Origin of the sequence: Ruminococcus sp. AM26-12LB, from assembly GCF_003480785.1 — a bacterium.
Lineage (GTDB): Bacteria > Bacillota > Clostridia > Lachnospirales > Lachnospiraceae > Blautia_A > Blautia_A fusiformis.
On the sequence record NZ_QUJX01000007.1, the window covers coordinates 1 to 21,164 of the forward strand.

15 protein-coding genes and 1 riboswitch are annotated in these 21,164 nt (G+C 45.1%); of the genes, 13 read left to right on the forward strand and 2 right to left on the reverse strand.

Going from position 1 to position 21,164, the window contains the following annotated elements:
- Nucleotides 1-302: 302 nt before the first annotated feature.
- Complete coding sequence (locus tag DW694_RS06410; RefSeq protein ID WP_022426176.1) at nucleotides 303-791, reverse strand: Gx transporter family protein; 489 nt, start codon at nucleotides 789-791, stop codon at nucleotides 303-305.
- 115 nt (nucleotides 792-906) lie between these two features.
- Nucleotides 907-1,281, reverse strand: a complete 375-nt coding sequence (locus DW694_RS06415; protein WP_118752721.1) for a NusG domain II-containing protein — start codon at nucleotides 1,279-1,281, stop codon at nucleotides 907-909.
- Nucleotides 1,282-1,727: 446 nt separating this feature from the next.
- Here DW694_RS06415 and DW694_RS06420 point away from each other — a divergent pair, with 446 nt between their 5' ends.
- From DW694_RS06420 to DW694_RS06480, 13 genes are all read left to right on the forward strand, one after another.
- Nucleotides 1,728-2,330, forward strand: a complete 603-nt coding sequence (locus tag DW694_RS06420) for an FMN-binding protein (protein ID WP_118752722.1) — start codon at nucleotides 1,728-1,730, stop codon at nucleotides 2,328-2,330.
- Nucleotides 2,327-3,100: a 4Fe-4S binding protein gene (locus tag DW694_RS06425; RefSeq protein ID WP_015526230.1), complete on the forward strand. Its 774-nt coding sequence runs from the start codon at nucleotides 2,327-2,329 to the stop codon at nucleotides 3,098-3,100. Before DW694_RS06420 ends, DW694_RS06425 begins: the two co-directional genes overlap by 4 nt.
- Nucleotides 3,101-3,103: 3 nt before the next feature.
- Nucleotides 3,104-4,168, forward strand: coding sequence for an FAD:protein FMN transferase (locus tag DW694_RS06430; RefSeq protein ID WP_015526229.1), 1,065 nt, complete (start codon nucleotides 3,104-3,106; stop codon nucleotides 4,166-4,168).
- Nucleotides 4,169-4,294: 126 nt separating this feature from the next.
- Nucleotides 4,295-6,541 carry a penicillin-binding Tp47 domain C-containing protein gene (locus DW694_RS06435; protein ID WP_015526228.1) on the forward strand — a complete coding sequence of 749 codons (2,247 nt, stop codon included), beginning with the start codon at nucleotides 4,295-4,297 and terminating at the stop codon, nucleotides 6,539-6,541.
- Nucleotides 6,542-6,684: 143 nt separating this feature from the next.
- The gene (locus tag DW694_RS06440; protein ID WP_118752723.1) at nucleotides 6,685-8,292 is read left to right on the forward strand and encodes an FMN-binding protein; all 1,608 of its coding nucleotides are present in this window, start codon (nucleotides 6,685-6,687) and stop codon (nucleotides 8,290-8,292) included.
- 347 nt (nucleotides 8,293-8,639) lie between these two features.
- The gene (locus DW694_RS06445) at nucleotides 8,640-9,587 is read left to right on the forward strand and encodes an L-lactate dehydrogenase (protein ID WP_015526226.1); all 948 of its coding nucleotides are present in this window, start codon (nucleotides 8,640-8,642) and stop codon (nucleotides 9,585-9,587) included.
- A gap of 72 nt (nucleotides 9,588-9,659) precedes the next feature.
- Nucleotides 9,660-11,816 (forward strand): Tex family protein, encoded by a 2,157-nt coding sequence (locus tag DW694_RS06450; RefSeq protein WP_118752724.1) that lies wholly within the window; start codon nucleotides 9,660-9,662, stop codon nucleotides 11,814-11,816.
- 284 nt (nucleotides 11,817-12,100) lie between these two features.
- Nucleotides 12,101-12,964, forward strand: a complete 864-nt coding sequence (locus tag DW694_RS06455; RefSeq protein WP_330383034.1) for a mechanosensitive ion channel family protein — start codon at nucleotides 12,101-12,103, stop codon at nucleotides 12,962-12,964.
- Between the two features lie 512 nt (nucleotides 12,965-13,476).
- A complete protein-coding gene (panD, locus tag DW694_RS06460) occupies nucleotides 13,477-13,869 on the forward strand; it encodes an aspartate 1-decarboxylase (protein ID WP_015526224.1) in 393 nt (130 codons plus the stop codon).
- A 101-nt stretch (nucleotides 13,870-13,970) separates the two neighbouring features.
- Nucleotides 13,971-14,810 carry a pantoate--beta-alanine ligase gene (gene panC / locus DW694_RS06465; RefSeq protein ID WP_022426185.1) on the forward strand — a complete coding sequence of 280 codons (840 nt, stop codon included), beginning with the start codon at nucleotides 13,971-13,973 and terminating at the stop codon, nucleotides 14,808-14,810.
- A gap of 3 nt (nucleotides 14,811-14,813) precedes the next feature.
- Nucleotides 14,814-15,815 (forward strand): bile acid:sodium symporter family protein, encoded by a 1,002-nt coding sequence (locus DW694_RS06470; protein WP_114001791.1) that lies wholly within the window; start codon nucleotides 14,814-14,816, stop codon nucleotides 15,813-15,815.
- A 202-nt stretch (nucleotides 15,816-16,017) separates the two neighbouring features.
- Nucleotides 16,018-16,126, forward strand: a riboswitch (TPP riboswitch).
- A gap of 164 nt (nucleotides 16,127-16,290) precedes the next feature.
- Nucleotides 16,291-17,595, forward strand: coding sequence for a phosphomethylpyrimidine synthase ThiC (gene thiC, locus DW694_RS06475; protein WP_118752725.1), 1,305 nt, complete (start codon nucleotides 16,291-16,293; stop codon nucleotides 17,593-17,595).
- Nucleotides 17,596-17,889: 294 nt separating this feature from the next.
- Nucleotides 17,890-21,057, forward strand: coding sequence for a fibronectin type III domain-containing protein (locus tag DW694_RS06480; protein ID WP_118752726.1), 3,168 nt, complete (start codon nucleotides 17,890-17,892; stop codon nucleotides 21,055-21,057).
- Nucleotides 21,058-21,164 lie beyond the last annotated feature (107 nt).

Sequence of the window (21,164 nt, forward strand, 5' to 3'; positions counted from 1 at the left end):
GTAACATAAAGAATCATCTACAAAATGTTCTATCTAAATGGCATTGGAGACGGCCTTCGCAACTATGAGTGCTTCCCCTTCTCGCAAATTACCCACTTTCAAAAAGTGAAAACTATAATCCAAAAAAATCAAACCATCCAATTTCCTCTCACTTCAAAAGGTGAAAACTACAATCCCAAAAAATCAAACTACCCAATTTATCTCACTTCAAAAAGTGAAAACTATAATCTAAAAAATCAAACCACACAATTTCCCCTCACTTCAAAAAGTGAAAACCATAATCCAAAAAGCAAACCACATAATTATAGATTCAAAGGAAGTCGTCCCACAACCTCCTTTGTCAACCCACCTATGAGAATCCCCGCCAGGACACCTGCTACCAGCAGTGCCGGTGCATAAACCATCAAACTCGTATTGCTCACCACGATCATGGCAACGATCAGCTGCCCGATATTATGTGTGACACCACCGGCCACACTGATACCGATCAGACTGAAGCCGGAATGTTTTTTTAAAAGATCCATCACAGTCAGGCTAAGCGCAGCGCCAGCCAGACTATACAAAATACTGAACAGATTTCCAAACATAAATCCGATCACCAGGATTCTGACAACGGACACGAGAGCCGCTTCTTTAAAGGAATATCGGTCCAGTATAAAAAGCACCGCCAGGTTTGCAAGCCCGAGCTTGATACCCGGAATCCCTGTAAATACAGGGACCAGAGACTCCACATATCCAAAAATGATCGCTACTGCGGCAAATAATCCGAGATAAGCTGTTTTTCGTTTCATAAATAAATCCTTTCATTTGTTGCAGGAATATCGTTGCAGAAATAGCACAGACAGAATACCGTCTGTCAGAGAAAACTCTACGGAGAATACGCATTACGCATATTCTCCGGAAATTTTATGTCACCGCATCAATTTTAGGCGAACTCTCCGAATCCAAATCCTCTGCAGTATTTTCCCCTTCTATCACAACCTTATTAGGAAGGCAGATGATGGAACCGCCGTGCTCGTCCACAGCATTCTGTTTTATACAGTAATGATCCGGGCAGGTTGCTTCGATCATTGTAACTTTTCCATCTTTGATCTCGCAGACATTGGTGTCTCCGATGTGGATGATCTGGTCCTGGGAAAGCGAATAGGTTCCGAATTCTTTTCCGTCAACGGTAATACGGATCGTATTATGGGAACGTTTCCCCGCAATCTGAAAACCAAGCCAGAGAACCCCCGCCAGAATCAGGATCCCGGCAATAAAAATCAATTCTTTTTTCTTCAAAACAAATCTCCATTTCTGTTACAGATTCAGAAAAATCATATCATAATCGAAATTAAAAGGCAAACATAAGTTAATGATATCTAACCATAATTCATACAGCTGTTCCCAACGGAAAGGGAGGAGTGGCGATGATTTTTCTTTTATAAAAGACATAAAACAGAAAAATTCATATTGGAAAAAGTTATAAACTACTAACAAAAGTGTAGACAAGAAAAAAAACAGGTGATATAATACCTAACTGTAAGTTAGCATCGTCTAATTTTATAAAAAAGATTAATCAAAACTAATTTATGTATATGGATAAAAACTATATAATTTATCCAAAAGACAGTTATACGCAGATTACAGGACTGGATCGAGAGCATCTGACGCAGCCATATATGTTCGCACAGTTGAGCCTGATGCAGCAATTTACGGAATTGTTATAAATACAAGGGAGAAAAGAGATGAAAAATCAGAATTTTTATATGAGAGTGATCTCCTTACTGCTGGTGATCCTGGCTGTACTTTTTTATAACAGCAGCATGAAAGCCCAGGCAAATGAAAAAGAGATCGCGGCTCTGACAGATAAGGTAGATACACTTCAGGAGCAGCAGAATGAACTTCTCAGTGCGCTGGAGACGAGTTATGTAAATCGTATGCAGAATCAGGCAGCATCTGCAGAATCAGGCAGCAGTGATGCAGATGCAGCAGGCGATGACAAAACAACAGACACTTCAGATGGCAATGTATCCGATGCAGACGCAGAGGACACAGCAACCGCAGATTCCGATAATGTATATAAAGATGGAACCTATACAGGAGAAGCCGAGGGATACGGCGGGACCATTCAGGTGGAGGTGACACTTACCGGTGATGAGATCACATCCATCAACGTAGTCAGCGCCCCAGGTGAGGACAGTGCATATCTTTCACAGGCAGAGAGTGTGATCGATTCCATCCTGAGTGCTCAGAGTACAGATGTGGATACCGTATCTGGAGCAACGTTCAGCTCCACAGGAATCCTGAACGCAGTGGATGCGGCACTTGGAAAGGCGGAAAACTCATGAAAAAAAGACAGCGGGAGGTAAGGCTGATGCGTGCGGGAATACAGCTGGCATTTTTTATTGCCGCCCCGTCTCTGTTTTCTACAGCCTTTGCAGGTATCAAATCGATCTTTCTTGCCATTGCGGCCGGTCAGCCGGTGGAGTGGAATTCCTTTCTGACTGTAACGGCAGTGCTTCTGATCTTTACCTGCTTTTTCGGAAGACATTTCTGCGGATATGCGTGTGCATTCGGATCTTTCGGAGATGCCGTATATGAAGGCTTTTCCTGGATCCGGATGAAATGCTTTCACAAAAAAAAGAAACCGGCTCTTTCCGAAAAAATGGTTCACGGGCTTCAGAAAGTCAAATATATCGTACTGGCACTGATCCTGCTTTCCTGCCTTACAGGTGTATACGGAAAGCTTACGGGAACCAGCCCGTGGGATGTTTTTTCCATGCTCACGGCAGGACGGCTCCCGAACAGCAAATATCTGGTGGGAATTGTGCTCCTGGTGCTGATCATTGTGGGAATGTGTACACAGGAAAGGTTTTTCTGCCAGTTTCTCTGTCCCATGGGAGCGGTTTTTGCATTAATGCCAATCCTTCCGGGTGCACTGTTTCGGAGAAACCGTGAGAAATGTCCGCCGAAATGTGGTCTCTGTAAAAAAAGATGTCCGGCTCATCTGGATATCGACGGCGACACAGGCAGATCCGGCGAATGTCTTTGCTGCCACGCATGTGCCGCAGCATGCCCGAGAAAAAATATTCACATTGGAATAATTGAGGAAAAATGATCTATGAGATATCAGGCTCTGAAAAAGAAAACTTTTCTGGCAGCAGCTACATTTACAGGAATTGCGGTGTTGTTTCCTGTGCTGTGCATGGCTGCTTCGGAAAATGATGTACAGACATATACCGATACAGATTTTGCAATGGATACTGTGGTATCAGAAACACTCTATACCACAGGTGACGATATAAACAGTAAGCTGACAGCTGTGCTGACAGATGTGGAGACGAACCTTCTTTCCTGGACCAATGAGAAGTCCCAGATCTATAAGGTGAATGCAGACAGCGGAAAAGATACGGAGATTTCCGACGAGCTTTCCGGATACCTGAAACGTCTTCTGAAGATCGCAGAGGATTCTGACGGAGCCTTTGACCCAACCATCGGGAAGCTGATCCGCCTGTGGGATATTGGAGGGGAAAACCAGAAAATTCCGGAAGAAGCAGAAATTAAGAATGTTCTGAAGGATTCCGGATATCAGAAAATTTTTCTTGACGGAAATACGGTCCACATGGAGGAGGGCTGTTCTCTGGATCTTGGAGCAGCGGGAAAGGGTATTGGCTGTGACCGGATCCTTAAAGAACTGGAAACAAAGAAGGATGTAATAGCAGCACTTATGAATCTGGGAGGAAGCAGTGTCATGACCTACGGAAGCAAGCCGGATGGTTCTTCCTGGAATGTGGCAGTGACAGATCCCAGAGCTGAAAATGAGGATGACTATCTTGGTGTGGTTGCCTTAAATGGTACAGAATTTCTTTCCACATCTGGAGATTATGAGAAATATTTTATCGAAAATGCTGTAAGGTATCACCACATTATGGACCCGTCTACCGGCTATCCGGCAGAAAGCGGAGTGACCGGGGTAACGGTAGTCTGTGACTCAGGTCTGGAGGCAGATGCGCTTTCCACAGCATGTTTTGTGCTGGGGGTGGAAAAAGGGACACAGCTGTTGAAAGCTTACGGTGCAGACGGACTTTTTGTGGATGAAGACCATCATGTATATCTCACTGAGGGGATGAAGGAGCGGTTCAGCCTGCTTGCGGATTCCTATAGTGTGGAGGATATTGCAGAGTGAAGCTGATCTCCCGGCGATCCGGTTTATGATTGTTTGGCAGAGGGGAATGCTCATATCCGCAGTACTTGCGATAGTAAACCTGGAAAGGGTTCTATAAATATATCATATTTTTAGGAGGAATAAGCAATGCAGAAGTGGAATCTATTGAAAAAAACAGCTCCATGCATTTTAAGTCTTGCAGTGGCAGCAACAACCTTTCCGACCGCTGTAATGGCATCTGATCTTGATGCAGCCGTGGTTTCCGAGGCAGAGGCAGGAGATACGGAGGATTTTAGCACAGAGGAAACGGCAGAGGATACTGAAGCTGTAGCAGAAGAAGCTATAGAGGATGCTGCAGACATAACAGAAGAAGCAGCAGAGGATGCAGCAGTGCCAGAAGCTGCTGCAGACGAGACAGAGGATATCCAGCAGGAAGATACAGCAGAGGAAGCAGACCCGTTCTCTACAGGGGAAGAGAATTTCACAGAAGGCGATGAAGTGGCGGAAGCATTTTCCGATTCTGACCAGCTGACAGGCGAGTATCAGTACGTATATGCAGGACTTACCTGGGGTGAGTACTGGGCAGCAGAAGGCGTATATGCAGCTGGAGATACAAGCTCTTCAGAAGAGAAGGATTCACATAGTGAGTTTGATACAGGAGCTTTTGATACAGTAACAAGAGCGACTGCAAATCATGGACTTCACAGAGGAAGCTATCAGACAGAAGCTACGATCATTGCTGAAGACGGAACCAGATTCGACGTATCCTACTGGGAGGATAAAGGAAGCACACTTTATCTTACAGACGGTTCCAAGGTAAAATGGAACAGAGGCAGTATAACAACAGAAGATGGAAAAACCTATACGATGGATCATTATGAGATATATGGTCTGAAATATGTCCCGGTAGCAGTTAAGACCGCAGATTTTGCAGATTTTTGCAAAAAGTATAATGTTGTACAGGATGGAGCTGTGCTCTCCGGAGGATACAGTGAAAACAATCTCCAGTATTATAAAGGCCTTGTGGCAGACGTAAATGCACAGACAAATGGTCTGAAATATGCGGAGAAAAATGGTGACGGCTTTACATTTACAGCAAGAAAATCAGACGGAACAGCTTCCGGTATCAAGGATCAGGCGTTAAAAACAGCAACAGAGATCAAGCCGAGTGTAAAAGCAGCAAGCGGAAGCTACGGCGAATTCCTCCGTGTGGATCTCAATGGAAATTATGGTGATCTTGGTGCAAATATGCAGGCTGTACGCTGGGATTATTATGGAGATGATTCCACATATACAAAATGCCTCGCTTCTTATGGAACCAAGTTTGCCGCAGATAACTGGATGCATAAAGCAATGGGAATCCAGCTTGGACTTACAAAATCTGCACGCTGCAAGCTTCCGGGAGGAACAGACGGAACAGGATACTGGAAACTGACAGTGTATGCTCTTGGATATAATGACTATACCTACAGCTTCCAGGCAACTGCAGAGAATATCGTAAATCCTACAATGGAGCCAACTGATTTTACAAGTCTTAAAACAGAAGTGGAAGCTGCAAAGGCTCTGGCAGAGGCAGATTACACAATTGCAACCTGGAAGTCCTTTGCCGGTGAGCTTCAGGAAGCAGAAGACATTCTTACAAAAACAGATGCAAGTCAGGCTGAGGTAAATGAAGCACTTGAACATCTTCAGGGAGCAGAGAAAGAGCTTCAGAAGGTAACAGTTACACTTGATAAGACAGCAGCTGTATATACAGGAAAAACAACGACTCTTAAGGCAACAACAAATGACAGCGATGCAACAGTGACATTTGAGTCCGGCAACACAAAGGTTGCAACAGTAAGCAGCAAGGGTGTTGTTAAAGGCGTAAAAGCCGGAACAGCAGTTATCACAGCAAAGGTAGGAAATACCACAGCAACCTGCAAGGTAACAGTAAAAGCTTCTACAATCAAGTTTGCAAAGGCTTCCGTAACGATCTACAAAGGAAAAACAGCAACTGTAAAAGCAACTGCAACACCATCTGCAACTGTAAAATACACAAGCAGCAACACAAAGGTTGCAACCGTAAACAGTAAAACAGGTGTTGTAAAAGGAATCAAAGCAGGAACCATTACGATTACAGCAAAGGCAGGAGCCCTGAAGACAACCTGCAAAGTAGTTGTCAAGAATCCTGCATTCAGTCTTGTAAAATCTTCTGCAACGATCAAAAAAGGTAAAACAACAACCATCAGATCCAAAGCAACACCTGCAGGCAAGGTTACATATACAAGCAGCAATAAAAAAGTTGTAGCTGTAAACAGCAAGGGTGTTGTAAAGGGAATCAAAAAAGGTAAAGCAACGATCACAGTGAAATGCAACGGAATTACAAAGAAATTTGTGGTAACAGTTAAATAATTTCACTGTTGAACCGAATGTGAGCACAGATATCCAGAAGCCTCTGCCGCAGACATAGAGCAATGTCTGCGGCAGAGGTCTGCTGATTTCTGAAGAGCAATGTCTGACAGAGGCCGCAAGAAAAGAGGAGAGAGTAAGGAAGCATGGAAAAAGATCTGAAAGATAAAAAGCAGGAGGAAAAAAATACTCCGAAGATACCCTGGACCAAGCTGGTCCCTGCAGCTGCTGTGATTGCGGCGCTTGTGTTTTCAGGCATAAAGGCGAAGGGCTCTGATGGAGAGACAGAAGCAGTCGGGCAGGCAGAGACGACCGTAATGTCCGCTTCAGAGCTGGAAAAATATTTCGGGTATGAAAAAGAAAATACTGTTTCTGACAGCACAGCTGAGAAAAACAGTACAACAAAAAAGAAAAGCTCATCGAAAAAAAGTTCAAAAAAAACAGCAGCGAAAAAAAGCTCAGGTACAAGAACGGTTTCCGAATCTGCAAAAAGCAATGCCGGCGCCGCAGGACAGGGAACCACGCAGACACCGGTAGCAAGCGTTCCGGCAGATGGATATAAGGACGGTACGTATGAAGGAAGCGGAACCGGATTTGGCGGGACGATCCGCGTGAGAGTAACAATCAGCGGTGGAAAGATTGCGGCCATAGATATTCTGGAGGCATCTGGAGAAACTGCGTCGTATTTTGCGTCAGCTCAGGGTGTGATCAGCAGGATGATCGCCGGAAATACACCGAATGTAGATGCAGTAAGTGGAGCAACCTATTCCTCCAACGGAATCATCCAGGCAGTTCAGAATGCCCTCTCCCAGGCAGCGGCAGATGGAAACAGCCAGCAGGTCACCCCTACACCTGCAGCAACTGCTTTACCAACTCCGACATCAGCTCCGTCACCTACAAAAAAACCATCCAAAAAACCATCTCCTACAAAGGAACCGGAAGATCCGGACAGTCCGAAAAAATATCTGGATGGTAAATATACAGCTTCGGCAAAGGGCTTCAATGGAGACGTGAAAGTAATTGTGACCATCAAGGATGGAGTGATCAAAGCTCTGAAACAGGAAAATACGGACACAAAGCAGTTTTTTGAAAAAGCATGGAGCGTGCTGGAAGAACAGATCATCGGTACAGATTCTGTGGATGATATTGATGCAGTCAGCGGAGCAACCTATTCCTCCAACGGAATTCTCAACGCTGTAAAAAAAGCTCTTAAAGAAGCGATCAATCCGGAGTATGGAAAGAAACCGACACCAACTCCGACAAAGAAACCGACACCAAAGCCAACAGCCACACCGAAACCTACGGCAACGCCGAAACCAACAGCCACACCGAAGCCAACAGAGACGCCGGCAGCAACCCCGACGCCGGAGCCGGACGACCCGGATGTGACGCCGGTTCCTGAAAAACCCAATGTAACTCCAACACCAGGGACAGATGAGCCGGATGCAACACCGGAGCCAACGGAAGCACCGGAACCGGTGGGAATGTACAGAGATGGAACGTATACAGGCTCGGCTTTTGGATATGGAGGAAAAACATATCTGACAATTACGATCTCAGGAGGCCAGATCGTATCCATTGAGCAGACAAATCAGGATACACCGGAATTTTTTGATCCTGCATGGAGCACGATCTATTCTCAGATCATGGCAAACCAGTCGGCGGATGGAATCGATACTGTCAGCGGAGCCACATATTCTTCCGAAGGGATCCTGGACGCTGCACAAAAAGCCCTTGCCCAGGCAAAGAATTAACCGGGTGAACGTTGGAGCAGCTATAAACATCTGAATCTAAGCCAATAATAAGAGGTGAAAGAAACCTCTGGACTTCTTGATTTTTTTTGAAGTTCAGAGGTTTTTTGCTAGGTTTCTGAAATTGCTTCTATAAATCGATAAAAAAATAACAGGAATGTATACAGAATAATATGGAAAATATCAGAAAATATAATCGGTTTAAATAATTTGAAATGCAAATTAGCGGGAATTAACCTGAGAAATACAATAAAATTTTTATTGCACAGGGCAATGTTTTATGTTATGTTTGAATGTGTGTAATTAAAGTTGTTATTAAAATGACAAACAACGCTGAAAGGAGAACAAATATGAGCAGTAAAATTACGATCATCGGAGCAGGAAGTGTAGGAGCAACTATCGCTTATACCTTATCACAGAGGAGTATTGCATCAGAGATTGTTCTGATCGATATTAACAAAGATAAGGCTGAAGGTGAGGTTATGGATATTGAGCAGGGAACCAGTTTCCGTGAGCCGATCTCCATCGTGGCAGGAGATTACCCGGATGCTGTAGATTCTGACATTGTGATCATCACTTCCGGTATTGCCAGAAAACCGGGACAGACTCGCATCGAGCTGACACAGACCAACGTCAACATTATGAAGAGTATTACTCCGGAGATCGTAAAGGTGGCTCCCAAAGCGCTTTATATTATCGTAAGTAATCCATGTGATATTATGACTTATGCATTTGCAAAGCTTTCCGGACTGCCGGAAAATCAGATCCTTGGTTCCGGAACCGCCCTGGATACGGCCCGTCTCCGCTGCAGACTTTCTCAGCACTACGGTGTATCTGAGAAAAACATCCACGCCTATGTATTCGGAGAGCATGGAGATACTTCCTTTGTACCGTGGTCCAGAGCCTTTGTTGCAGGTGCGACCCTTGATGAGTTTGACAAGATCGTTCATGAGGATCAGAAAGATCTGCAGCCACTTGACAGAGAAGAGGTTCTGGAGTATGTTCATACTTCAGGATCAACTGTGATCGCCAAGAAGGGTGCTACATTTTATGCGGTAGCCGTATCTGTTTGCAGACTTTGCTCGCTTCTTCTTGCAGCATCTGATACAATAGTCAGTGTATCAACCATGCTTCACGGAGAGTACGGTGTTGAAGACGTATGTCTTAGTACCATGGCTTCTATCGGACCGGAAGGTGTAAAACGTATCGTTCGTGTTCCGCTGACCGAGGAGGAGACAGAGAAGCTTCATGCGAGCGCCAATGCTCTGAAGGACGTGATCGCACAGATTGATCTTTGATAAATGTCAGAAGCTGTGTAAAGAGGAAAAAGCAGCCTCAGGCAAATTTGAAACAACGGGAGAAAGATAAAAATGGATATTATTCAGGTAATTACCAGAGAATTGAACGTTGAGAAATGGCAGGTCGAGGCAGCGGTTAAGCTGATCGATGAAGGCTGCACCATTCCTTTTATTTCCAGATACCGTAAGGAAGCAACCGGTACACTGAACGATGAACAGCTTCGTAATCTTAATGAGAGACTTACTTATTTAAGAAATCTTGAGGATAAAAAGGCTCAGGTTCTGGGCAGCATCGAGGAGCAGGGCAAGCTGACTCCGGAGCTGAAGAAACAGATCGAGGCAGCGCAGACACTCGTTGTGGTAGAGGATCTTTACCGTCCGTACCGCCCGAAGCGCCGTACACGTGCCATCATCGCCAGGGAAAAAGGTCTGGGACCTCTGGCCGACATCATCCTTCTCCAGATGACGAAGAAACCTCTTGAAGAAGAGGCAAAAGCATTTCTTTCTGAGGAAAAAGAAGTCAAAACTGTGGAAGAGGCCATCAGCGGTGCCAGAGATATCATTGCAGAACACATTTCTGATGAAGCAGATTATCGTATCAGTATCCGTAAGAGAACAATGGATAAGGGAACTATATGTTCCACCGCAAGAGATGAGAAGGAGCAGTCTGTATACGAGATGTATTATGACTTTGAGGAGCCGGTGAAAAAGCTTGCAGGTCATCGTGTCCTTGCTCTGAACCGTGGTGAGAAAGAGAAATTCCTTACTGTGAAGATCCTTGCACCTGAGGAAGAGATCATCCGTTATCTTGAAAAACAGGTGATCGTCCGCGATAATCCATACACTACACCGGTTCTGAAAGAAGCCATTGAGGACAGCTATAAACGTCTCATCGGACCGGCTATTGAGCGTGAGATCCGAAGCGCCCTTACAGAGGCAGCAGAGGACGGTGCCATCCATGTCTTTGGCAAAAATCTGGAGCAGCTTCTCATGCAGCCTCCAATTGCAGGACAGGTAGTTCTTGGCTGGGACCCTGCCTTCCGTACCGGATGCAAGCTGGCAGTGGTAGATCCTACCGGAAAGGTTCTGGATACCACAGTTGTTTATCCCACAGCACCAACCAATGAGACCAAGATCCGTGCCGCAAAGGAAACCCTGAAAAAGCTTATCAGCAAATATCATGTGACACTGATCTCTGTAGGAAACGGAACGGCATCCAGAGAATCCGAGCAGATCATCGTGGAGCTTCTTAAGGAAATCCCGGAAAAGGTCCAGTATGTTATCACCAACGAGGCAGGTGCTTCTGTATATTCCGCAAGCAAGCTTGCCACGGAAGAATTCCCGAATTTCGATGTTGGACAGAGAAGCGCCGCATCCATCGCAAGACGTGTACAGGATCCGCTTGCAGAGCTTGTAAAGATCGATCCGAAATCCATCGGTGTCGGTCAGTATCAGCATGATATGAACCAGAAAAAGCTGGGAGAAGCCCTTAACGGCGTTGTGGAAGATTGTGTAAACAAGGTCGGAGTGGATCTGAATACTGCGTCTGCATCCCTTCTGGAGTATATTTCCGGAATCAGCAAGGCCATCGCAAAGAATATTGTAGCCTACCGTGAGGAAAACGGCCGTTTCCAGACAAGAAGAGAACTTCTTAAGGTTGCCAAGCTTGGTCCGAAAGCCTTTGAGCAGTGTGCAGGTTTCACACGGATCACAGGAGGCAAAAATCCTCTGGACGCAACCAGTGTCCATCCGGAAAGCTATGACGCAGCAAAAAAACTCCTGGAAAAGCTGGGCTACACACCGGAAGATGTGGCAGAGCGTAAGCTTACCGGTATTTCTGGGCAGATCCGCGATTACGGAAAACTGGCAAAGGAGCTGGAGATCGGAGAGCCAACCTTATGTGATATCGTAAAGGAATTGGAAAAACCTGCCAGAGATCCACGTGACGAGATGCCGAAACCGATCCTCCGTACCGATGTCCTGGATATGAAGGACCTGAAAGAAGGCATGGTCCTCAAGGGAACTGTCCGCAATGTTATTGACTTCGGTGCTTTTGTGGATATCGGTGTGCATCAGGATGGCCTGGTCCATATTTCCGAGATGAGCGAGAAATTCATCAAACATCCGCTGGAAGCAGTCAGTGTGGGAGATATCGTGGATGTCCGTGTTCTTGGTGTTGATATGAAGAAAAAACGGATCAGCCTTTCCATGAAGGGAATCAGTAAATAAAGAGAAAAACTGAGTAAAGAGAAGCAGGCAAGTATATTCTGCAGCATTCTGCGGCGGATTACCGGACCGATATACAATAAAGCTATAACAGAAATACAGCAGTGGTTTATACCCTATACTTTATAGAACCGGAGAAATCAGGTTTACAGGGAAAAACCACTGCTGTATTATTATATTACCAGATGCGGATTATAGGAAATGCTTATATCAGAAATAAGCTTTGAAGCTCATAGATCGATCCGCATATGTATATCGAATGATCGATCAGACAGGAGGGATTATATTTGGATAGTACTGTACAGACCGTGCAGGAGGTCGGAAATCAGGTAAGCCAGTACAGGCAGATGTTTGAAAATTATCTGCCGGACATCACGAAATTCGGAATCAAGGTTGTTCTGGCTATTGTTGCTTTCTGGGTAGGAAGCACGGTAATTAAATGGATCGTAAAGTTTGTGAGGAAATCACTGACAAAATCCAGGCTGGATACAGGAGTGGCACAGTTTATGTCCTCACTGGTCAAGATCGTACTTTACATACTCCTGATCTTTAACATATCCATAAGCTTTGGAGTAAAGGAATCATCTCTGGCAGCACTTCTCGGAACTGCAGGTGTTACTATGGGTCTTGCCCTCCAGGGCGGACTTGCCAACCTGGCAGGAGGTATGATGCTTCTTCTGTTCAAGCCTTTCCAGGTAGGGGATTACATCATCGTTAACGGACAGGACGGAAGCGAGGGAACGGTAGCCAAGGTCGAGATCTGTTATACAACGCTGTTATCCATTGATAACAAGCACATCGTGATCCCGAACGGTACTCTTTCCAATGTGACCATCACCAACGTAACAGCAAGGGATCAGCGAAGGCTGGAGATCAAAGTGGGGATCTCTTACAATGCAGATATCCAGAAGGCCAAGGATATCCTGGAAGATATCCTCACCGAGGATCCGGATACAAGAGAAGACGAAGAGATGGTGGTATTCGTAGACGAGCTGGCAGAAAGCTCTGTGATCATGGGCTTTCGTGTCTGGGTAGATACCGACCGCTACTGGGCAGCCAGATGGAGATTGAACCAGAGGATCAAGGAAGATTTTGATTATTATGGAATTGAGATTCCTTATAATCAGCTGGATGTGCATATCCATAAATAATGTGCATAAAGGAAGAAAGCTAAAGCCCTTTCACATGGCAGAGAAATTGCTGTGGGGGAGGGTTTTTTGGTGAAAGTAACTGATTTTGAGATTATTACTGCCATTCATGATAATAGAGAATATGAAAATTATTGACAAACCAGTGTCGGGGTGCAATAATACCCCACAGAGATAGTATTTGGACTCAAAACTATACTCTGGCTGAAATCACTGGAATCTTATATAAAAATAGCCAGCCGGAACCCGGGATCGGGAACGGACGGATATATGAAAATTATAAAAGATACGAGCCTGTATCGATGATAACGAAGGCGTTACAACAGTTATGGGAATTTTGAGCAACTGTTGAAGAGCATGCTTTTCGTGTATAAAAAACAGGACTCAATATACAGGGAATCAATCAGAAGCGTTTCAGGGTCGAAGTGTACCCCGAGACGTTTTTTTATTAAATACGGAAGCGGATGTTTTTATCCACTTGAAAGTTATTCCCTACAGGAAAGGACTTATATAAGATGACAATAGAGATGTTAAAAGGAAAGATCCACAGAGCAACCGTTGTCCAGGCGGAACTGGATTATGTAGGAAGTATCACTGTGGATGAGGAACTGCTGGAAGCTGCCGGGATACTGGAATATGAGAAGGTCCAGATCGTAGATGTGAACAACGGCAGCCGTTTCGAGACATACACCATTTGCGGAGAACGCGGAAGCGGTATGATCTGCCTGAACGGAGCAGCAGCAAGATGTGTAAGCACCGGTGACAAGATCATCATCATGGCTTACGCACAGTACGAGCAGGAAGAAGCCCGTACTCACAAGCCTGCAGTTGTATTTGTAGATGAAGAGAACAGGATCAGCAGAGTGACCAATTATGAGAAACACGGACTGCTGAAGGATATGGCCTGACGCAGATCAGGAAGATAATAAGACGAAGGTGAATTCAGAAAAGAGGCTATCTCGAATCTATAAAGAAAACCGGTTCCAGAACCGGAAAAGAGGAGAGCACAATGCAGGTAACAAAAACAGTAGAAGAAACAAGAAAACAGATCAAAGCGTGGAAAAAAGAAGGAAAAACAGTAGGCCTTGTGCCAACCATGGGATTTCTCCATGAGGGACACGCAAGCCTGATCAAAAAATGCAGAGAGCAGAATGATATCGTAGTGGTATCCGATTTCGTCAATCCTACACAGTTCGGTCCTACCGAGGACCTGGAAGCCTACCCGAGAGACTTTGAGCGTGACAGCAAACTCTGCGAAAGCCTGGGAGCAGACCTGATCTTCTGCCCGGAGCCTTCCGAGATGTATCATGATCCCCACGCATTTGTAAGTATAGATACTCTGTCAGAGACACTTTGCGGAAAAACACGTCCGATCCATTTCAAAGGTGTGTGTACCGTTGTGACCAAGCTGTTCCACATTGTGGCACCGGACAGAGCATATTTCGGACAGAAAGACGCACAGCAGCTGGCCATCATCCGCAAGATGGTGCGTGATCTGAACTTCGATATTGAGATCGTAGGCTGTCCGATCATCCGTGAGGAGGACGGACTTGCAAAATCCTCCAGAAATACATACTTAAGCCCTGAAGAGAGAAAAGCAGCTCTTTGCCTGTCAAAGGCAGTAAAAGCCGGACAGGAAGCCATTCACGCAGGAATCCCGGCAGAAGAGCTTCTCGGAAAAATGCGAGCAGTGATCGAAGCAGAGCCTCTGGCAAAGATCGATTATGTATCCATGGTAGATGCACTTACCATGCAGCCGGTGGAAAAAGCTGACCGTAGCGTTCTTGTAGCAATGGCCGTTTACATCGGAAAAACAAGACTGATCGACAACTTCAGCTACGAGGTATAATGTATGGGAAAAGTTTTAAAGAAAATCGGAATTATCAGCAGCCTTGCATCCAGATATATCGGGATCATTATCATCGCTTTTTCCTGCCTGGCTTTTTTCTGGCGTGACGGATTTTCCTGGATGACGAACTATACATCTGTATTTCTGGGAGTGATCATGTTTGGTATGGGCCTGACCATAAAGTTGGATGACTTCCGGGCAATTTTTTCCAGACCCAAAGAAGTGGTGATCGGTGCAGTGGCTCAGTATACCATTATGCCGGTGATCGCCTGGCTTCTGTGTAAAGTGATGAACCTTCCGGCAGATCTGGCACTGGGAGTGATCCTGGTGGGATGCTGTCCGGGCGGAACAGCCAGCAATGTGATCACCTATATCGCAGGAGGTGATGTGGCGCTTTCTGTGGGAATGACTATAGTTTCCACACTGGCAGCACCGTTGATGACACCGTTTCTTGTATATGTTCTGGCAGGAGCCTGGGTGGAAGTATCCTTCTGGGCCATGGTGCTTTCTGTGGTAAAGGTAATTCTGATCCCGGTTCTCCTGGGAGTTTTTCTTCGGAGCCTTGCGGGAGAGCATGTGGATAAGGTATCCGACGTTATGCCGCTGGTGTCGGTTGTAGCTATTGTTATGATCATCGGAGGAATTGTGGCTGTAAATGCAGAGAAGATCGTAAGCTGTGGAGTTCTGGTGCTTGGAGTAGTGGCGATCCACAATTTCTGTGGTATGATGCTGGGATTTCTGGCTGCAAAAATCTTCCATGTGGAGTATTCCAGAACAACAGCTATAGCTATAGAGGTAGGCATGCAGAACAGTGGCCTTGCTGTCTCACTGGCGGCAGCTAATTTTGCAGCCAATCCACTTGCAACACTTCCGGGCGCGATCTTCAGTGTATGGCACAATATTGCGGGTTCCATTTTTGCGGGGATCCGCCGTGCAGGTGCAGAAAACCTTGCAGAGATTGATCGGATCAGGGAAATCGACTGCTGTAATTGCGAAAAGCAATAAGCAGTGAATGCGGATTGCGGATATCCTCCTGACGGGGAACAGCAAAGCTGTGGAAGAATGTCTGTAAAGAAAGATTCCGGGGAGTTTGAGAGATAAAATGGCAGATTCTGTCGAAAGAAAAAGTCATAAAATGCAGAATTGTGGTTTACAAATTTTAGCCGGTATACTATAATAACCACATGGACGAACAAACGTCCCCAACATATGAAAACCGGGGGGCCCGCTGAAGCGAGCTGAGAGTAGACTGTAAATGTCTTGACCCATAACCTGATTTGGATAATGCCAACGTAGGGACATATGCACGAAGGATTCTTAAAGACACAGAAGATCAGAGAGTACAGAAGAGATCAGAAGTACAGAAGATTTTCATTAAGTACGTAAGAGTAAGAGCCGGTTGCCGTGATGCGTATGCGTTGCAGCAGCCGGTTTTTTGTTGTATAAACACAAAGAATTTATGGAAGGAGATTTTTTTTACATGAGAAATTACAGTACACAGATGGAGGCAGCCCGTAAAGGCATCATCACACCTGAGCTTAAGATCGTAGCTAAGAAGGAACGCATGACAACAGAGGAACTGCTTCCGCTGGTAGCCTCCGGTAAGGTGGCAATCTGTGCAAATAAAAATCACAAATGTATCGATCCGGAGGGCGTAGGTTCCATGCTCCGCACCAAGATCAATGTAAACCTTGGTGTATCCAGAGACTGCAAGGACTACGATGTAGAGATGCAGAAAGTAATGGAAGCTGTAAACATGGGCGCCCATGCTATCATGGATCTTTCTTCCCACGGAAATACCATTCCGTTCCGACGCAAGCTGACATCCGAGTGTCCGGCAATGATCGGAACCGTTCCGGTTTATGATTCCGTTATCCACTATCAGAGAGATCTTGATACGCTGACAGCTAAAGATTTTATCGATGTAGTAAGACTCCATGCACAGGATGGTGTTGACTTTGTAACTCTTCACTGTGGAATCACAAGAAAGACCATCGATCAGATCCGTAATCACAAGAGAAAAATGAATATCGTTTCCAGAGGAGGATCTCTTGTATTTGCATGGATGTGTATGACCGGTGAGGAGAATCCGTTCTATGAATACTACGACGAGATCCTGGATATCTGCCGCGAGTATGATGTGACCATCTCTCTTGGTGATGCCTGCCGTCCGGGATGTCTGGCTGACGCAACAGACGTATGCCAGATCGAGGAGCTTGTACGCCTTGGCGAGCTGACCAAACGTGCATGGGAAAAGGACGTTCAGGTTATGGTTGAGGGACCGGGACATGTGCCACTTGATCAGGTTGAGGCAAATATGAAAGTACAGCAGTCCATCTGTCAGGGTGCACCGTTCTATGTATTAGGACCTATCGTAACTGACGTTGCACCGGGATATGACCACATCACATCCGCGATCGGCGGCGCAGTAGCAGCTATGTCCGGAGCAGCATTCCTCTGCTATGTAACACCGGCCGAGCACCTTGCACTTCCGAATCTTGAGGACGTAAAACAGGGAATCATGGCATCCAAGATCGCAGCTCATGCAGCAGACATTGCCAAAGGTGTCCGCGGTGCCCGTGAGATCGATGACAAGATGGCAGATGCCAGAAGAAAGCTTGACTGGGAGGCACAGTGGGAATGCGCCATGGATCCGGAAACAGCAAAACGTATCTGGAACGAGCGCAAACCGGAGCATGATGATACCTGCTCCATGTGTGGTAAATTCTGCGCAGTACGAAGCATGAACAAGGCACTTGCAGGAGAGCATATCGATATTCTGTAAGAATACAGAATGCATATGAGCATGCAGCATCACAGTAGAACGTGGTGTTGGCAGTATCCAGCCAGAAAACTGGTTGATCGAATGCGGATATGGAAAGAACAGTAATGCTGAAATTGTGGAAAGTCTGATGTTCCGATAATAAAACATAAACCGCTGTGATCTAAAATGAAGATCACAGCGGTTTTTTGCAGAGTAGGGGACATTATTGCAGCTTGCGAAAAGACAGGGCCGCGTTATAATAAAAACAGAACTTACATATAAACGGTTTACATAAAAAGGAAGGAAAGGTACGAAATGAAATTTCCGAAAAAATTGATAGCATTTGGTCTGTCATTATGTATGTCTGTTGTTCCATGTGGACCGGTGGCGGCCGAAGATTTTACAGACGCACAGACGGATATGACAGACACCATTGATACTTTTACAGATGACGGGAATTCTGAAGAATCAGAAAATACCGTAAACACAGATCAGATCACGGAAGAAGATACTGCCGTGAGCACAGATCAGATTACAGAAGAAGAGTTTCCGGGATCAGATATCGGAACGGAAACGGATGAAGCTGAAAGCTCAGAGAGTGAGGAAATACAACAGGATTCTGAAGGAGAATCAACTCTGGAAGAACCTTCGGCGTTCATCAGAAAAGCAGAAGGAACAGAGGAGGCTGCGGCACCGGAAGAAATTTTTGGTGACGGAGAAAACCAGGAGCAGCAGGAAGATATATTCACAGATGATATTCCGGCAGCAGGCACTTCCGAAAAAGAAACAGATGTAGAGAGCACAGAAATATATCTGTATGCGATGAATGATACCTACAGCAGTGTGATCTCCATGCCGGATACCATGCAGACATCTTATCAGATCCAGACATCCGGCAAAAATCCGGTATATACGGTTGTTTCTGGTTATACTGCGAAAGTCAGCAAAACTGGTCTTGTTACTCCTAAAATGCAGTATGTAACCTATGTAGACAAAAACGGAAATGACGTAAAGAGCCAGTGGGAATACATGTTTGGAGAGACCCTGATCTCTGTACAGGATGGAAACAGTACCGTTTATTATAAATTCATACTTAAAGATTATGCGGAGTATTACGCAGAACAAAAAATGGATACATTCCTCAAAGAAAATATTACTGCGGAAATGTCCGATTATAAAAAGGTTGAGACGATCGCCAGATGGCTTGCCAACAACTTCAATTACAGTCAGTATCATTCCGGCTATACAGGCCTGATGCTGGATGGCGGCGGAGACTGCTGGGCCAATACCAGCGCAGTGAACTATATGTGCGAAAAACTGGGACTGACCGTGTATGCAAGGTATGCGGCAAATGATCCGGGGGCGGGAAGCGGTCACAGGAACTCCGTAGTCATCATTGACGGAGAAAGATATCTGGTTGACTGCGGATATACGGGAAATGCCCCCAGACATTATGAATTGTCCAAAATGGACTATGACTATTCTTATGAGATCCTGAATGATGGAACACTCAGGCTGTATCAGTATGAAGGGACAGATACAAATATCGTAGTTCCGGATACTATTGACGGAAGAAAAGTAACGGTTCTTGGAAACAGTACCTTCCAGTATTGCACCCAGGCTTCTGATATAGAGTCTGTTACTTTGCCGGATTCGCTTACAACCATCGAAAAGAATGCTTTTTACAACTGTGAGAAATTGAAATCTGTTACGATTCCCCAAAACGTGTCATCTATAGGGCTGGCTGCTTTTGTGGAGGGCTTGTCTGAGTCCAGTCTGACAGAAATTAAAGTAGATCCGGAAAATCCGTATTTTTCTGAAAAAGACGGAGTGGTATTCAGCAAGGATGGCACAAAACTGATCGTGTTTCCGTCCGGACGTTCCGGAGATTACCAGATCCCGGATGGAACTGTAAGCGTGGGAGACTATGCTTTTTATTACTGTGTAAATGTTTCTTCCATAACAGTCCCGGGAAGTGTCAGAAGCCTTGGAGAAGGTGCATTCGGAAACTGTTCGTCGCTTACGAAAACTGTCCTGAACGAAGGCTTGGAAGAAATCGGTGAATATGCATTCCAGAGCAGTTCAGGGATCCGTGATATTATAATTCCCGCATCTGTAAAATCAGTTGGGAAAAATGGACTTCGTCTGTCTTCCGGGTGCAGGATAAGAGTACTGAGCACAGATACTGTCTGGGCGGATGATGCGTTCAGGGATTCAGCATTGATCGCGGGAAAAAAGGATTCCACACTTCAGAAATACGCAGAGGACCGTGGCTACACGTTTGTGGAGCTGTCAGCAGACAACCGGATACCGCTTCAGAATGAATGGTTTGAACAGATCACTCCAGACTATGAATATAATGGAAAAAGCCATGAACCTGAAATAGAATCCAGTGAATCCGCACCGGAACTTGAGCAGGGCTCCGATTATGAAGTAACTTATGAAAATAACATCAATGCAGGAACTGCGACTGTAAAGATCACGGGAAAAGATATTTTCTGCGGTACAGTAGAGCGGAGTTTCAAGATTACGCCAGATGAAAATGGAATGTATGTGTGCTATTTTGCGGAAAATAATGAAACATACCTGGAAACCACCTTTAAAGGAAAAAAAGTGGAACCGGAAGTGGTAATTGACGGACTGGTACAGGGAAAAGATTATACGGTAACCTATGTTAATAATGAAAAGCCTGGTGAAGCTCGTGCAGAGCTCACGGGAATCGGCAATTATAAAGGATCGGAAACATTATATTTTACTATTTACGGAAAACTACCGGCTGCGGATCCAATAGCTGATCAGATATATACAGGAAAAGAACTCACACCTGCCATCGTAATTCCCGGATTGAAAGCCGGCGAAGATTATTATATGTACTACGAGGATAATCAGTATCCGGGTGTGGCAACGGTAACCATTTATGGTACCGGTTATTATAAAGGTACCGCAACCATTCATTTCAAGATCATAAAAAAGACAGAAAGGTTTGTCAGCAATGTTAAGCTAAACAGAACCTCTTACACTTGTACGGGAAAATCCATCCGGCCATCAGTAACTGTAACTGTAAATGGAAAGAAGATCGGTGCGAGTGCTTATAAGCTGTATTACAAAAATAATAAAAATTCCGGAATTGGAACTGTGCAGGTCAGAGGGACCGGAAAATACAGTCGTATCAACAAAACGCTTACCTTTAAGATCCTGCCTCCAAAAACTCTGCTGACAGGACTGAAAAAAGCAAACAGATCCTTTACCGCAAGCTGGAAAAAAAATATACAGGCAACTGGCTATCAGATCCAGTTTGCAGCAGACAGCAGATTTACAAAAGAAAGAAAAACGGTCACAGTTGGAAAACAGTCTGCGACCAGATATAAGATATCAGGACTGAAAAACAAAAAGACCTATTATGTCCGCATCCGGTCATATAAAAGAGTCGGAAAAAAGGTTCTTTACAGTAGCTGGAGTACGGTAAAGAAAATCTGGGTTTGATCATAAAGGAGTGGATCTTAGATTTATATAAATGGAGCAGAATGCTTCTGTGACAGAATTAAGCCTTGTAATTATAAAAAGAGCGCGTTATAATGAACTCATAAAAA